Below are 15814 nucleotides of genomic sequence, written 5' to 3'. Positions count from 1 at the left end.
AATTCAATAAAATATATTATTTTTTGGTTCAAACATTAAATTATTGTATCATAAAAAATATAGTTTTTGACAATATCTAAATGTAGTTGATAAACTCTTGGTTTGAGTAAATTTGTCGGTGTCGAGTTCACTAAGCATTTAATATCTAATTTATTTATATCTGAAACTAATTTTTTAAGTAGCTTAAGTTTAGTTATTGGCTTATGTATATTTTCGTCTTGGCACAAAATTTTTATTAAACGTAAATATGCTTTCATGGTTTTGCTAAATAGACACTTATCTCTTAACAGGTTTGCATTTTTTAATAGCGATAAGATTTTTTTTGGATCATTTTTTTCTTTAGATTTAAGTATGGTGTGGATGTTATTGACAGCCACTATTAATTTATATTGATTATTCGTTAAGAATAATTCTTTTCTAATGCTGTTTAATAGATTTGGATCTATGTTAAAGAAAGTTAAAGCTATTTTTATATCAGTAGTTGCTAACCTGTATAGATTATGGTGAAAAAAGTTTCCGGAAGGTATTAAGTTTAATTGTTTATGAATACTAGGAAAGAGTATTTCTAAAGATTTTAATTCATTTAGTGACTCAAAAAAAACCCGAGGATTTTTTAGTGATTTTATAAACTCCATATACAGACGTGCTTTTGCTATATGTAGAAGCTCGTCAGACTCTAATATGTTATTGACCACCTTTTTTGTTTCATCTGCTATTTGAAAGTTAAATTCACATAATTGTGTTTTAAATCTAGCTAGTCTAACCACTCTAAGCGGATCTTCACAGAAGGCCTCTGAAGTATGTCTGAGAATTTTATTTTTTATATCTTGTTGGCCATTAAAAGGGTCAATGATATTATTATTTTCGTCTAAAGCTATTGAGTTAATAGTTAAGTCACGTCGTTTTAGGTCCTCTTCTAAAGTTGTAGTTATAGAAAATTCTGGCTTAAAACCGTGATAGCCTTTAGAAATTTTACGTTCGGTCCTAGCTAGAGCATATTCTTGTTTTGTTATGGGGTGGATGAAAACTGGAAAGCTTGATACAACTTTTTTAAATCCTAGTTCCTGCATTTTTTCTGGAGTGGCACCGACAACTACCCAATCTTTATCTTTTGGAATTAATCCAAGTAACATATCTCTAACAGCACCACCTACTAGATAAGTTTTCATCGAGCTAAAGCTAAGGTTATTTGTCTGTTTATGTTAACAGAAAAAAGTGTATAATGTTGATTTATGTATTTAGGTTTTTCGGTGCTTTTGTACCTTTTTAGCGGTTATATGGCAAATTTAATAGATAAAATAGAGTTAAAAGGTTCCTCTAGTAATCTTTCAGGCAACGCAAATAAAGAAAAGGTGACAGCACTTTATAAAAGGTTACTTAAGCAAGTAAGTCACCTATGGTATTTTTTAGTGCTTGCCGCGATTGGTAGTATCTTTTTTTCAGCAGCTGATGCTGCGATGATTTATTTGATAAATCCTATTTTAAACTATGGCTTTGGGCCTGATGGAGATATTACTAAGCAAAGTGGTCAAATATTAATGTTGATGGGTTTGGGTATGGTAGGACTGCTGGGGTTAAGATCTATAGGCTCTTTTATTTCACAGTATTTCATAGGCTCCTTAGGGCAAAAGGTTGTATATAAGTTTAGAAAAGATATATATAAAAGATTTACAAACCTACCTGCAAGTTTTTTTGATAAGCATTCCATAGGGCAAATTATATCTAGATTATTATACAATGTTGATCAAGTAACAGAAGCTACCTCTACAGCAGTTATTACTGTGGTTCAAGATGGTACTTTTGTAATTGGCTTGATAATAGTGATGGTAGTTTCAAGTTGGCAATTATCTTTATTTTTGATTATAGTTGGCCCTTTTTTGGGTTTATTTATAACAGTGATAAATAAAAAATTTAGAACTCTAAGTAGAAATACTCAGTCATCAATGGGGGATGTCACTCATACTGCAGAAGAGACACTTAGAAATTATAAAGAGATAAGAATTTTTGGAGCAGAAAAAAAGCAAGAAAATAAATTTTTTAAAAATTTAGATTACACATATTCACAACAAATTAGAACTATAGCTTTGGATGCTCTGACTTCTCCTGTTATACAAATTATTGCATCATTAGTTTTGGCTCTTTCTTTATTTACTATAGCAATCTTTGGCACTAATGAAAGTGGAGCTTCATGGTTAACAGCTGGTTCATTTGCTTCATTTTTTGCAGCAGCTGCGGCTATATTAAAGCCTATTAAAAACTTAACTAAAGTAAATGTTGTTATTCAAAAAGCTGTAGCAGCTACAGAAGATATTTTTTATATACTTGATTATCCAAGTGAAAAAGAGACTGGAAGTAAAGAACTAACGAAGGTTAAAGGCAACGTTAGTATTAAGGATTTAAGTTTTTCATTTGGTGATCAAAAAGTGTTAGACGGTGTAAGCGTAGACATTAAAGCAGGTGAAACAGTAGCTTTTGTTGGTAGATCTGGTAGTGGAAAAACTACACTTACTAGTGTTATATCAAGGTTTTATACACAACATAATGGAGTTGTTTATGTTGATGATGTCGATAGTCGTGATTTAACGTTAAAAAACCTACGTTCTCATTTATCATTGGTTTCACAAAATGTACATCTATTTGATGATACTGTTTATAATAATGTGGCATTTGGTACAGATAAAGATGTGACAGAACAAGAAGTTATAGATGCTTTAAAAAAAGCTAATGCTTATGAGTTTGTAGAAACTTTGCCAGAAGGTATACATACTGGTATAGGTAATAATGGATCTAAGCTCTCGGGAGGACAACGTCAGAGATTATCTATAGCTAGAGCATTATTAAAAGATGCTCCAATACTTATATTTGATGAAGCTACAAGTGCTTTGGATAATGAATCTGAAAGAGTAGTTCAGCAAGCTCTTGAGAACCTGACTACTTCACGTACAACTATAGTGATAGCACATAGGTTAAGTACAGTTGAAAACGCTGATAAAATCATAGTCATGGATAGAGGTAAAGTTGTTGAAAGTGGTAAGCATCAAGAACTTTTGGAAAATAATGGATTATACAGTAAACTATACCAATCAGGACTTAAGTAAGTCAAATGTTAGATAAAATATGGTATCAGCGAAAGACTAACGTTGTGAGTTTTTTGCTAAAACCATTATCAATTGTTTTTTCAAGAGTTGCTAATTTTCGTAAAACCAAGCAACTCCAGTTTCAGTATAGGTCTAATATACCTGTTGTTGTCGTTGGCAATATTTCTGTAGGCGGTACAGGTAAAACTCCTGTAGTTAGGAAGCTGGCGGAAAATTATCTTAGACAGAATAAAAAACTAGCTATTATAAGTAGAGGCTATGGTGCTAAATCTGCTGAGTATCCTTTTGAAGTAAGCAAAGGTACTCTTCCTAGTCAGTGTGGTGATGAACCTGCTATGCTTTATGATTCTTTAGGTGGTAAAGTGCCTATAGTTATCAGTCCGAAAAGAATAGACTCTGTTAAGTTTATTGAAAAAAAATACCCTAATACAGATATAATAATTAGCGATGATGGCTTACAGCATTATAAATTAGCTAGAGATTATGAGATAGTTGTTGTTGACGCTACACGCATGTTCGGGAATGGTTTGTGTTTACCAGCTGGACCACTAAGAGAGCCTATAGAAAGGTTAAAATCAGTAGATAGTATAATAGTTATTGGTCAATGTGATCTAAAGGATAAAGAGTTCTTAGTATCTTATAATCAAAATGTTATATTTACTAAAATTACAGCTACTAGGTTTGTAAATATTACTTCAGGTAGGTGTGTACCTATAAAAATTTTTGGTAAAAAACCAGTAGTTGCTGTAGCAGGTATTGGTAACCCAAATAAATTTTTTACTAGTTTGGAAAGTTGTGGATTAGATATAGTAGATAAAAAAGTGTTTAAAGACCATCACAAGTTTAGTCAAGAAGATTTTTCTATTATTGGTGACTCACAAACTGTAGTAATGACATATAAAGATGCTATTAAGTGTAAAAATTTTAGTAAAGAAAATTGGTGGTATTTGGATATCGATTTAGAATTATCTCTAACTGACTTAAGTATATTTAACTAAGCTTGGGACATTAAGTGTTTGCTAAACTGGGTTATATAGATTACTATTTAGCTTGATAAAAATTTTTATAAAATTTCTCATGAAAAAAATAGTTTTGGTTGATGGTTCGTCATATTTATTTAGAGCCTTTCACGCGCTACCAAAGCTCACTAATAGTCAAGGTGAGCCTACAGGGGCGATCTTGGGTGTAATCAATATGATTAAAAAACTACCAGTAATGTATCAAACAGAATATATTGCAGTAGTATTTGATCCCAAAGGTAAGAGTTTTCGTCACGAAATTTATCCAGAATATAAGGCAAACCGTAAGGATATGGATGACGAACTAAGGGTTCAAATTAAGCCTTTACATGAAATAATCAAAAAAATGGGTTTTCCTCTTATTATCAAAGAAAATGTCGAAGCAGATGACGTGATAGGTACTTTAGCAAAACAGCTTGAAGCTCAGGGGTATCAGGTGGTTATTTCTACTGGTGATAAAGATATGGCTCAGCTGGTAAGTGAAAATATAATGCTATATGACTCAATGAAAGACGCTACAACAGATATTCCCAAGGTTTTAGAAAAGTATCAAGTTAAACCTAGCCAGATTATAGATTATTTAGCTTTAATGGGAGATTCTTCAGATAATATTCCTGGGGTTCCAAAAGTTGGTCCAAAAACAGCAGTTAAGTGGTTACAAGAGTATAAAAATATTGAAAATATTATAGTAAACAAAGATAAAATAGCAGGCAAAGTTGGTGAGAATTTGCGTAACAATATTGATCTTCTTAGGTTATCTTATCAATTAGCTACTATAAAATGTGACCTTGACCTGAATATTTCTATAAATGAGCTAAAATGTAAAGAAATGGATAAAGAAACTTTACATAAATTTTTTGTAAGATACGAATTTAAATCTCTTTTAAAAGCTCTAGACATTGGTGTAGAAACTGTGGAAAGAAAAACCGTAAATATTGATTATAAGACAGTTTTTACAGATAAAGAGTTAGAAAGTTTGGTGAAAATTTTAGAAACTAAAGAAGGTTTTGCATTTGATACTGAAACAGATTCATTAGATACTTACGAAGCAAATCTGGTAGGGCTTTCTTTTTGTGCTGAAGAAGGCCAAGCATATTATATCCCTTTACAACATAGATACCTTGGAGTGCCGCAACAGCTTGAGTTAAAAACTGTATTGGAGTCCCTAAAACCAATATTCTCTAACATAAAGAAGTTTAAAGTCGCTCATAATTTTAAGTTTGATGAAAAAGTTTTATCAAAATATGGAGTTAATATTCAAGGAAGTATTCATGATACTATGATTATGTCTTATGTACTAAAAAGTAGTGGTAAGCATGATATGGATAGTGTCTCCAAAGAGTATCTTGATGTCGAGCCTATCCCTTATAGTGCAATAGCTGGGACTGGTAGAAACCAGCAAACTTTAGACCAAGTGGAAATCGACAAAGTAGCTAAGTACGCCGCTGAAGATGCAGATATTACTTTCAGATTATATAATTTTCTAAAAGTTTTATTGGAAAAAGAAGAGACACTTAATAAGCTGTATTTTAAAATAGAAATGCCATTGACCCTAATTTTAAATCAAATGGAAAAATTGGGTGTCAAGATAGATGCTGATAAGTTAATTAGACATAGTCAAGAGCTTGAAAATAGTATTAAAGAGCTAGAAAAAAAGTGTTTTAAGTTGTGTGGACAAGAGTTTAATTTATCTTCACCAGTGCAATTAAGAGAAGTACTATTTGAAAAAATGGGGTTGCCAGCAGTTAAAAAAACTGCAAAAGGTCAGGCTTCAACTTCAGAAGAGGTACTTACACAATTAGCTCAAGAATATGAAGTGGCTGATTTAATTATGAAATATCGCCACCTTTGTAAGTTAAAAAACACTTATACTGATAAGTTGCCAGCTATGCTTGATAAGAATTCAAGAGTACATACCTCATATAACCAAACAGGCACTGTAACAGGTAGACTATCTTCATCTGATCCTAATTTACAGAATATTCCGATTAAAAGTTCTGAAGGTAGAAAAATAAGAGAAGCCTTTATAGCAGAAGAGGGTAATTATATAGTTGCAGCAGACTACTCACAGATAGAGCTTAGGATTATGGCTCATTTATCCAAAGATGAAAACCTTCTTAAAGCTTTTAGACAGGGCTTAGATATACACCGTGCAACGGCTGCAGAGGTTTTAGGGATAAGCATAGCTGATGTAACAAATGAGCAAAGAAGAAGAGCAAAAGCTGTAAATTTCGGTTTGATTTATGGGATGAGTGCATTTGGATTGGCAAAACAGCTGGAAATTTCTAGAAGTGAGGCTCAAGAATATATAGAAACATATTTTAGTCGCTACCCGGGGATTAAGGAATATATGAATACAGCAAAAAAAGTTGCTCAAGAAAGTGGCTATGTAGAAACTACATTAGGAAGAAGGTTATATTTACCAGAGATAAACGCGAGAAACGTTATGCAACGTAATGCTGCTGAAAGAGCAGCTATTAACGCTCCAATGCAAGGCACAGCGGCAGACATTATTAAAAAAGCAATGATAGATGTTAGTACTAAGCTTGTTCAAGATTACAATCAAGACGTTAAAATGATAATGCAGGTTCACGATGAGCTTGTATTTGAAGTTACAAAAGATAAGATAGATGATGTTTGCAAGCAGATAAAAGGTATAATGGAGCAAGCAATCATGCTTAGCGTGCCACTTGAGGTAAACGTAGGATTTGGAGATAACTGGGATCAAGCACACTAGACTTATTTTGTGAGATATCTGCCAAAATTTTAGAGTGAGAGTGAATTATATCAATTAGGTAGTCAAAAGAAGCGCTTTAAATTATAGTTTTAAGTTGGCGTAAAGTTTTGGTTATTAATAGTTATTAATGGGTTTAAAATAGTGAATAACGAATACGTAAATAAGTACGTTAACATTATTAAGTTACATCATGGTGTTATTTATGTTTAGTAGAAAATTGAGGTTAATAAAATGTTATTAGTTATGGATGTGGGTAACTCACATATTCACACAGGTGTTTTTGATAGTGATAAATTAATTAATCAGACGCGTTATGCTACAGCTTCGGCTGATTCAACTTCTGATCAGTTGGGTGTATTTTTACGACAAGTTTTACGTGAGAATAATATTGATCCTAATTATATAACAGGGTGTGCAATTTCCTCAGTGGTGCCACATTTAAATTATTCACTTGGGTCAGCAATCATAAAATATTTCAAGCTAAAACCTTTTTTTGTGAATATGAATCTTAAACTAAACCTTGATATGTCTGCTGTAGAGGCACATCAAGTAGGAGCAGACAGGCTAGCAAGTTGTATAGGAGCAGTTGCTGACTACCCAGATAAGGATCTGATTATAGTTGACCTTGGTACTGCAACTACTTTAGATGTTGTAACTAAAGATCATAAATATTTAAGTGGTTGCATATTACCAGGTGTTAAGCTATCTTTGAACGCTTTATGCCAAGGAGCTGCTCAATTACCGTCAGTAACAATTATTAAGCCCAATAAGGCTATAGGTAATGATACAATAACAAACATTCGTTCGGGGTTGTATTTTGGCCATCTTGGGGCATTAAAAGAGCTTAAAAGTAGGATTATCGAGGAAGTAGGTACAAATGAAGTGTATACCATAGCGACAGGTGGTTTTGCTAATTTGTTTAAAGATGAAGACATTTTTGATGAAATCTCACCAGATTTGGTTTTACGAGGCATAAGAATAGCTTTTTTAGAAAATATTAACAATAAAGGTTAGTTGCCAGGAGTTTATATGTTGAGAAATAAAAAGGTTGTAATCTTGCTTTTTGATTCTTTTGGGATTGGTGAAGCTCCAGATGCTGCAGAGTTTGGTGACCAAGGGACTGATACTTTAGGGCATATAGTTGATTACTTTAAAAACAATGGTATGAGTATTAGTCTGCCAAACTTAGCTAAAAAAGGCTTAAAAAAAGTTGCAGAACATAGTCGTGGCCAAGCTTTATCTTTGAATATAGCAACTCAAGGTGATGAAATTGAAAACTCTAAGTATGGGTATTGTGCCGAAATTAGTAGAGGAAAAGATACTCCAAGTGGCCACTGGGAGTTAGCAGGTGTACCTGTTACATTTGATTGGTATTATTTTACACCTAAAAGTGAACAAAGTTGTTTTGACCAAGAATTTATAGATAAATGGGTTGAAAAAGCAAAGTTAAATGATGGTTTTATAGATGCGGGACATGCTTCAGGAACTGAAATTTTAAAACAATATGGTTGCGAAAGCTGTGTTACAAAAAAACCTATAGTTTATACGTCCGCAGATAGTGTATTTCAGATAGCTGCCCATGAAGATTATTTTGGATTAGAACGGTTGTTAGAGATATGTAAGATAGCTCGAGAAACGCTTAATGAAATGAATATTAAAGTAGGGCGTGTAATAGCTAGACCATTTATAGGCGAATCAGCAGATGAATATGCGCGCACTGGTAATAGAAGAGATTTTTCTATATTACCACCAGCACCAACTTTATTAGAGAAATTGACTAAAGCTGGTGGTAAAGTTATTTCGATAGGCAAAATAGCCGATATTTACGCTAACCAAGGGATATCTAAAAAAGTTAAAGCAACAGGTTTAGAAGAGTTGTTTGATCAAACTATAAAAGAATATGCACAAGCTGAGCCAAATAGTTTAGTATTTACTAATTTTGTCGATTTAGACTCAAGTTTTGGCCATCGTAGAGATCCAAAAGGTTATGGTAGAGCGTTAGAATATTTAGATTCTATGATTCCTGAATTAGATAAAATTTTAGACACAGACACTATGGTTATCCTTACTGCCGATCATGGTTGTGATCCAACTGCAGCAGGGACGGATCATACTAGAGAATATGTGCCTTTTCTAGTGTGGGGAAAAAATATAGAGTCAGAGTTTATAGGAGCTAGAGAAACTTTTGCAGACATTGGGCAAAGTATAGCTGATTTTATGGGAGTAGAGAAATTAGAGTATGGTAGATCAATTTTTGAGAAAAAGTAATGATTAGTAAACAAGAAATAGTACCTTTAATAGATTTAACGCAGTTAGGTGATAATGATACAGATCAACAAATTGTTGATTTATGTTTAAAAGCAAGAAATTCACTTGGTACAGTTGCTGCAATTTGTGTTTATAAAAAGTTTATTCCATTGGTTAAAAAGTATTTAGGAAAAGATTTTAGAGTTGCTACAGTTGTTAATTTCCCACAAGGCACCTTTTCTATAGAAGAAGTTTTAGCTGAAACTGCAGAAGCTTTAGAGCTAGGCGCTGATGAGATTGATGTAGTTATAGATTATAAAGAGTATTTGGAAAAAGGTTTTTCTGGTAAATCATGTGAGATAGTTTCAAAGCTCAAAGATCTCTGTGGTGATAAAATTTTAAAAGTTATAATTGAGTCAGGAGAGCTTAAGTCAGATAAGCTGATACATAAAGCAACCCAAGACGCTATAAATAATGGTGCTGATTTTATTAAGACTTCTACTGGAAAAGCACTGGAAGGCGCAACACCACAGGCAGCGAAAGTTATGCTTCAAACAATAAAAGAAACTAAAAAAACAATAGGATTTAAAGCATCTGGTGGTATAAGAGACTATGAGCAAGCAGTAGAATATATAAAGTTAGCACAAGCGCTCTTTTCAGATGATTATATCGACCCAAAAACTTTTAGATTTGGAGTCAGTAGTTTATTGGATAATTTATTAACAGATGGTGGATGTGTAAAGAATGGTTACTAAACTTTTATTTTTTGTATTAGATATTTTAGCAATTTTTTTATTAGCTTATATTTGGAGCAGTGATAGAAAAAAAATTAGGTATAACTATTTATTATTAATCCTTATAGTCCAAACCGGCTTAGCTTACTTTTTTTTAAAATCAAACATCGGTGAAAAAGTTATTACTGTAATTGTTGTTGGATTTAGTTATTTGCTAAATAGTGCTAATGTAGGGACAAGATTTATCTTTGGTTCGTTAGCTGATATGGATGGGGGACATATTTTCTTTTTTTCAGTGGCGATGCCGATTATTGTTATGTCTGCTATTATTGGTATTTTACAATATTTAAAAATATTACCGGTTCTAATAAAATTTGTTGGATTTGTACTATCAAAAATAACAGGAATGGGTAAGTTAGAGTCTTTTAATGCTGTTAGTTCACTTGCTGTTGGCCAATCAGAAAATTTTATAGCTTATAAAAAAATAATAGGTCACCTTCCTTCAAATGTATTATATACAATGGCAGCAACGGCTATGTCTACAGTTTCGCTTGCTATAGCAGGTGCGTATATGGGGATGTTGAGTATAGAAAATGGTTTTGATCCTAGATATGTGGTTGTGGCTATGGTTATGAATATGTTTGGTACCTTTTTTGTACTAACAATTATAAACCCATATGAGAAATCAGAAGCTTTTGATTATGATAACTTACATATTAGCCTAGAAGAGAATATTGAGAAGCAAAGTTTTTTTGAAATGTTGGCTGAATACATATTAGACGGATTTAAAATAGCTGTAATTGTTAGTGCTATGCTTATCGGTTTTATAGCATTACTGAGTATTATAGATATTATATGTAAAGCAGTTCTTGGAATTACCTTTACGGGTATCTTAGGCTATATCTTTTATCCTATAGCATGGTTGCTACGTATTCCAGACCAAGAATTACATCTTGCTGGTGAAATCATGGGAACAAAGTTGGTTAGTAATGAGTTTGCAGCTATAGATCTTATGATTAAAAAGGGTGTCGAACTCTCAACTCATGCAAAAGCTGTTTTATCAGTGTTTTTAATATCGTTTGCTAATTTTAGCTCTATAGGTATTATCATAGGGGCTATTCAAGCTGTTAGTAAAAAAGCCTCTATCAAGGTGGCAAAGTTTGGCTTAAAAATTGTATATGGAGCTTCGATAGTAAGTTTTCTATCGGCTACTGTAGTTGGTCTTTTTGTTTAGTAAAATAGGGTTGCTAGGTAATGCAAGGTAAATTTTTAGTTATAGAAGGTTTGGATGGAGCAGGTAAAAGTACTGCTATGCAATTTATTCAAAATTTTTTTGCTGAGAAAAAAATCCAAGCTATTTATACGCGAGAACCAGGTGGTACAAAGGTAGCTGAAGAGCTAAGAAATCTTGTTCTGCATAATAAGTATAACGAAGAAATTCACTCTGACGCTGAACTGCTGATGATCTACGCAGCTCGAGTGCAGCATTATAGAAATTTAATCCTACCAGCTTTAGAGCGAGGTGTAAATGTTGTCTCAGATAGATTTTACTGGTCTAGTTTAGCTTACCAAGGTGGTGGTAGAGGTTTAGACTTGGCAAAGATAGAAGCTTTAAATAGTAATTTTCTTGGTAATTGCGAGCTTGATTTAGTTATTTACCTAGACATAGAACCTTTAGTTGGGTCGCAAAGAGCAAAAAAAGTTAATTCTCCAGATAGAATAGAACAAGCTGGTTTAGAATTTTTCGAAAGAACAAGAAAGGTGTTTAAGAAACTCGTAAACAAATCAAATAAGGCTGTAGAAATAGATGCTAGTTTACCGTTAGAGGAAATACAAAAAAGGATCCATCAAGTTTTAAATGAATGTTTTTAGTTTTTAAATTATAAAATATTTAGTAAACTCTTCTAATTAAAATAAAGTCAATTAGTTTATTTATATTATTATGAACAATATTCTTAAAGAGATCGCTAAGCGTAGAACTTTTGCAATTATTTCTCACCCTGATGCGGGTAAGACAACCATAACTGAAAAAATGCTATTGTTTGGAAATGCAATAAAGACGGCAGGTACTGTTAAGGCTAAGAAAAGTGGTGTGCATGCAACCTCTGATTGGATGGAAATGGAAAAACAAAGAGGTATCTCAATAACTACTTCAGTTATGCAATTCCCTTATAATGATAGAATTGTTAACTTGCTTGATACTCCGGGCCATGAAGATTTTTCAGAAGATACGTATCGTACTTTAACGGCTGTAGATTCAGCTTTGATGGTTGTTGATGCTGTAAAAGGTGTTGAGGACAGAACTATTAAGTTAATGAATGTATGCCGCTTGAGAGATACACCAATAGTAACATTTATGAATAAGTTTGATAGAGATACGCGAGACTCTTTGGAACTGTTAGATGAAGTTGAGAGTATCCTTAAAATCAAATGTGCTCCTATGAATTGGCCAATAGGTATGGGTAAATATTTCAAAGGTGTTTATGATTTGTACAATGACGAAGTAACCATTTTTGAGGGTGGTCATGGCCATGAGATTTATCACTACAAAAAAATTAGTGGTTTAGAAAATGCTAAAGATGCTATAGGTTCAGACCTTTACGAAGATCTAGAGATGGAAATAGAACTAGTACGTGGTGCAAGTCATAAATTTGATGAGCAGGAGTTTTTAGAAGGCAAACTCACACCAGTTTATTTTGGTACAGCACTTAGTAATTTTGGAGTCAAAGAAATGATGGATGGTTTTACTAAGTATGCTCCAGCGCCGCAATCTAGAGAGGCTGACCAAAGAGTTGTTAAAGCCTGTGAGGAAAAACTAACTGGTTTTGTGTTTAAAATCCAGGCAAACATGGATGATAAACATAGAGACAGAATAGCATTTTTTAGAATTTGCTCAGGTAAGTATGAAAAAGGTATGAAAATATACCATGAAAGAACAGGTAAAACACTCCAAATCTCTAAAGCTTTGACATTTTTAGCAGGAGAAAGAGAGCAAGTTGAAGAAGGGTTCGCTGGGGATATTATTGGTTTGCATAATCATGGAAGCATCCAAATAGGCGATAGTTTTACTCAAGGTGAAAAATTAAAGTTCAAGGGTATACCAAACTTTGCACCAGAAATTTTTAAAAGAGTTAGACTAAATGATCCATTAAAAATGAAAGCTTTACAAAAGGGTTTAGTTCAGCTTTCAGAAGAAGGCGCTACTCAAGTTTTTAAGCCAGCTATTTCAAATGATCTTATTTTAGGAGCTGTAGGTGTATTACAGTTTGATGTGGTAGCACAACGTTTGGCCAGTGAATATAATGTTAAGTGCTCTTATGAAGGGGTTAACGTAACATTAGCTAGATGGATTTTTTCTAAAGATGAAAAAAAACTTAATGAATTTAAGAAAAAATATGAAGTAAACTTAGCTTATGATGGCACCGGTTATTTAACTTACTTGGCACCTACAGGGGTGAATCTACAGCTTGCTCAGGATAAAAACCCAGATATTATATTTAGTTCGACAAGAGAGCATTAATATCAAGGGCTTTTTAAGTGCAAAAAATATGCTATAATTTTTTAGTCTTTATTAGAATAAATTTAGGGTCGTTAGATGCTGGCAAGTGTTAAGAAAATTTTCGTAGCAAGCGTTGTTGTAGCTGTTACTAATATATCGTTTGGGATGGAAATATATACTGTTAAACCAGGTGACTATTTGTATAAGATAGCAAAATCACACGTTATCGATGGTGTTAGTAGCTCAGAATTAACAGATGCTATTAGAGGTATAAATAAAGCTGAAATACCTGGTATTGTTGATAATAGAATAAAAATTGGTGATAAGTTAGCTTTACCAACAACAAAATCAGAGGTTGAAGATGGTTTGGCGCTTGCTAGAAATCAAATTTTGCAAGGTTCTTATGAAAATGAAAGCCAACAAGATAATTCAACTAGTAACCAAAATTTACCAACAGTAATAAACACAGCCGAACAAAAGCTTGGCGATAGACCAACGATAGATACAAGTTCGTCTGCTGAAAACATAAGTACCGCAGAAAACGTAATTAGTAGTCAAGCAACAATACCCTCTTTGATCCCTGACGATAGTACTTCAACTATTGTATATAGTGATAGTCTAGACTCCAGAAATATCCAAACGACGGAAGATTCCAGTAGTGAGCAAGGGGGGGGAACTACATTTTTCAGCATATTTAAATTAATTTTAAGTTTACTGATTTTGGTTGTGTTATCTTTTGTGGCAAAGAAAGTATGGGAAAATATAAGTTCTAAAAAAGAGCTAGAACTAGCACTTATATCAAAGAGAAAGAGAGATCATCTTATGTCGCGTATTTCTCCGGTAGTATCAGACAGGGATTTTTACAAAACACAGCAAACTTTACAAAGTGAGTTTGATTTTTTTAATGATAATCCTACAGATAAGCAAGAAGAATCAGTTACAAAAACACCAGAGCTTTATCCAAGAGATAGCTTAGATGTATCGCCAGGTGATGGTGTAGAAGAGTTTGGTGAGAATGATAAAAGTATAGTTGTTAAGACCGAAAAAGGGATAGTATTTGAAACCAGCGTTAATGATAAGTTTAAATTTAATACAGAAAACTCAGTCCAAGAGATAGACTTAAAAGAGAATATTGAACAAGAATTGCTATATGTAAAAGAGTTAGTGGAGCAATATTTGGATAGTGAAAAATACATCGAGGCTAGTATCACTATTCAAGATTCTTTAGAGAAAGATCCTAATAATATTGATTTGCGTTATAAGTTACTGGAAGTTTATGCAAGAGCAAGGGATGAAATAGCTTTTGAAGGAGAGGTGCATTTTATTAAATCTAAAAATATCGTAAGTATGTTTGACCCTTTACATCAAAAAATTGCTAAGCTTAGGGATAAATATTTCGAATAGCACTTATGTTTATATATAAACCTTATAAACACTAACTTTCAAGGTTCTAATAATGCTCTTTAGAAAAAAGAAACAATCAGAAGATAATAGTCTAGATCAAAAACCAAGCAATAAAGGCTTATTTGCAAGACTACAGTCTGGACTGTCAAAGACAGCAAGTAAATTTGGTAATAGCTTAAATACTCTTTTAATGGGCCAAAAAGTTGTGGATGAGGACCTTTTAGAGGAACTGGAGATGCAGCTTTTAACAGCAGATATCGGTGTTGCAGCAACAGATGAAATTATCGCTCATCTAAGAACTAAAATTTCTAGAAATGAGCTACAAACAGCAGACATGCTTAACCAGATTATCAAAGAGAAACTTATAGAAATACTTCTACCTTGCCAACAGGCTTTAGCAATAGATAGTAGCAAATCTCCATATGTAATACTTGTTGTAGGAGTTAACGGTGTCGGCAAGACTACAACTATAGGGAAACTCACTAAAAAATTTCAGTCTGAAGGGAAAACTGTTATGTTAGCAGCTGGTGATACATTTAGAGCTGCCGCAGTTGAACAATTATGTGAGTGGGGTCATAGAAATAATACTCAAGTTATATATCAAAAAGAAGGTGCTGATAGTGCTTCAGTAATTTATGATGCTATTAGTTCAGCAAAATCAAAAAATATAGACGTTGTGATAGCCGATACAGCAGGTCGATTACATAATAAAGATAATTTGATGCAGGAGCTTAAAAAAGTAGTTAAAGTTATTAAAAAACTAGATGATACAGCACCCCATGAGGTAATGTTAGTATTAGATGCAACTACTGGTGGAAATGCTCTTAGTCAAGCAGAAGCATTCAATGAAATTGTAAAGCTCTCCGGTATAACAATTACTAAGCTTGATGGAACTGCTAAAGGAGGGATTGTTTTTTCAATAGCCAAAAAAATGTCTTTACCAATTAGATTTATAGGAGTTGGTGAAAAAATTGATGACCTTCAAGTTTTTAATGCCGAGGGTTTTACAAAAGCTTTATTTTAATCACATATGAAAAGCTTAGTTTAGTGAATACCTATTTACTTTTTATAAGGAC

At 33.0% G+C, this 15814-nt stretch carries 12 protein-coding genes; 11 read left to right on the top strand and 1 reads right to left on the bottom strand.

The features are described 5' to 3' along the window. Nucleotides 1-35 precede the first annotated feature (35 nt). Nucleotides 36-1169, bottom strand: coding sequence for a tRNA nucleotidyltransferase/poly(A) polymerase-related protein (locus E3E15_RS06635; protein ID WP_172107048.1), 1134 nt, complete (start codon nucleotides 1167-1169; stop codon nucleotides 36-38). A gap of 108 nt (nucleotides 1170-1277) precedes the next feature. Between E3E15_RS06635 and msbA the strand changes: the two genes are divergently transcribed. From msbA to ftsY, 11 genes are all read left to right on the top strand, one after another. After that, complete coding sequence (msbA, locus tag E3E15_RS06630; RefSeq protein ID WP_035720223.1) at nucleotides 1278-3098, top strand: lipid A export permease/ATP-binding protein MsbA; 1821 nt, start codon at nucleotides 1278-1280, stop codon at nucleotides 3096-3098. Nucleotides 3099-3103: 5 nt separating this feature from the next. Continuing rightward, entirely contained in the window at nucleotides 3104-4096 is a 993-nt protein-coding gene (gene lpxK, locus E3E15_RS06625) for a tetraacyldisaccharide 4'-kinase (RefSeq protein ID WP_172107047.1), read from the top strand. A 79-nt stretch (nucleotides 4097-4175) separates the two neighbouring features. Then, the gene (gene polA, locus E3E15_RS06620; RefSeq protein WP_172107046.1) at nucleotides 4176-6854 is read left to right on the top strand and encodes a DNA polymerase I; all 2679 of its coding nucleotides are present in this window, start codon (nucleotides 4176-4178) and stop codon (nucleotides 6852-6854) included. A 231-nt stretch (nucleotides 6855-7085) separates the two neighbouring features. Next, nucleotides 7086-7868 (top strand): type III pantothenate kinase, encoded by a 783-nt coding sequence (locus tag E3E15_RS06615; protein ID WP_035720179.1) that lies wholly within the window; start codon nucleotides 7086-7088, stop codon nucleotides 7866-7868. Between the two features lie 15 nt (nucleotides 7869-7883). Next, entirely contained in the window at nucleotides 7884-9122 is a 1239-nt protein-coding gene (locus tag E3E15_RS06610; RefSeq protein ID WP_035720177.1) for a phosphopentomutase, read from the top strand. Then, on the top strand, nucleotides 9122-9856 hold the full coding sequence (deoC, locus tag E3E15_RS06605; RefSeq protein WP_035720176.1) for a deoxyribose-phosphate aldolase: 735 nt from the start codon (nucleotides 9122-9124) through the stop codon (nucleotides 9854-9856). Before E3E15_RS06610 ends, deoC begins: the two co-directional genes overlap by 1 nt. Further along, a complete protein-coding gene (locus E3E15_RS06600; protein WP_035720175.1) occupies nucleotides 9846-11069 on the top strand; it encodes a NupC/NupG family nucleoside CNT transporter in 1224 nt (407 codons plus the stop codon). Before deoC ends, E3E15_RS06600 begins: the two co-directional genes overlap by 11 nt. Before the next feature lie 20 nt (nucleotides 11070-11089). After that, complete coding sequence (tmk, locus tag E3E15_RS06595) at nucleotides 11090-11707, top strand: dTMP kinase (protein WP_172107045.1); 618 nt, start codon at nucleotides 11090-11092, stop codon at nucleotides 11705-11707. A 70-nt stretch (nucleotides 11708-11777) separates the two neighbouring features. Then, nucleotides 11778-13355 (top strand): peptide chain release factor 3, encoded by a 1578-nt coding sequence (locus E3E15_RS06590; RefSeq protein WP_172107044.1) that lies wholly within the window; start codon nucleotides 11778-11780, stop codon nucleotides 13353-13355. A gap of 75 nt (nucleotides 13356-13430) precedes the next feature. After that, complete coding sequence (locus E3E15_RS06585; protein WP_035720169.1) at nucleotides 13431-14738, top strand: LysM peptidoglycan-binding domain-containing protein; 1308 nt, start codon at nucleotides 13431-13433, stop codon at nucleotides 14736-14738. Between the two features lie 52 nt (nucleotides 14739-14790). After that, a complete protein-coding gene (gene ftsY, locus E3E15_RS06580) occupies nucleotides 14791-15762 on the top strand; it encodes a signal recognition particle-docking protein FtsY (protein ID WP_035720167.1) in 972 nt (323 codons plus the stop codon). The last annotated feature ends 52 nt before the right edge of the window (nucleotides 15763-15814 follow it).

The organism is Allofrancisella frigidaquae, from assembly GCF_012222825.1.
GTDB lineage: Bacteria > Pseudomonadota > Gammaproteobacteria > Francisellales > Francisellaceae > Francisella > Francisella frigidaquae.
The sequence above is the reverse complement of the archived record's forward strand: the minus strand, read 5'-3'. Positions and strand labels throughout refer to the sequence as shown.

Excerpts from the sequence above, each read along its gene's own strand:
- E3E15_RS06635 (WP_172107048.1), bottom strand. The coding sequence starts at position 1,169 with ATGAAAACTTATCTAGTAGGTGGTGCTGTTAGAGATATGTTACTTGGA.
- msbA (WP_035720223.1), top strand. The coding sequence starts at position 1,278 with ATGGCAAATTTAATAGATAAAATAGAGTTAAAAGGTTCCTCTAGTAAT.
- lpxK (WP_172107047.1), top strand. The coding sequence starts at position 3,104 with ATGTTAGATAAAATATGGTATCAGCGAAAGACTAACGTTGTGAGTTTT.
- polA (WP_172107046.1), top strand. The coding sequence starts at position 4,176 with ATGAAAAAAATAGTTTTGGTTGATGGTTCGTCATATTTATTTAGAGCC.
- E3E15_RS06615 (WP_035720179.1), top strand. The coding sequence starts at position 7,086 with ATGTTATTAGTTATGGATGTGGGTAACTCACATATTCACACAGGTGTT.
- E3E15_RS06610 (WP_035720177.1), top strand. The coding sequence starts at position 7,884 with ATGTTGAGAAATAAAAAGGTTGTAATCTTGCTTTTTGATTCTTTTGGG.
- deoC (WP_035720176.1), top strand. The coding sequence starts at position 9,122 with ATGATTAGTAAACAAGAAATAGTACCTTTAATAGATTTAACGCAGTTA.
- E3E15_RS06600 (WP_035720175.1), top strand. The coding sequence starts at position 9,846 with ATGGTTACTAAACTTTTATTTTTTGTATTAGATATTTTAGCAATTTTT.
- tmk (WP_172107045.1), top strand. The coding sequence starts at position 11,090 with ATGCAAGGTAAATTTTTAGTTATAGAAGGTTTGGATGGAGCAGGTAAA.
- E3E15_RS06590 (WP_172107044.1), top strand. The coding sequence starts at position 11,778 with ATGAACAATATTCTTAAAGAGATCGCTAAGCGTAGAACTTTTGCAATT.
- E3E15_RS06585 (WP_035720169.1), top strand. The coding sequence starts at position 13,431 with ATGCTGGCAAGTGTTAAGAAAATTTTCGTAGCAAGCGTTGTTGTAGCT.
- ftsY (WP_035720167.1), top strand. The coding sequence starts at position 14,791 with ATGCTCTTTAGAAAAAAGAAACAATCAGAAGATAATAGTCTAGATCAA.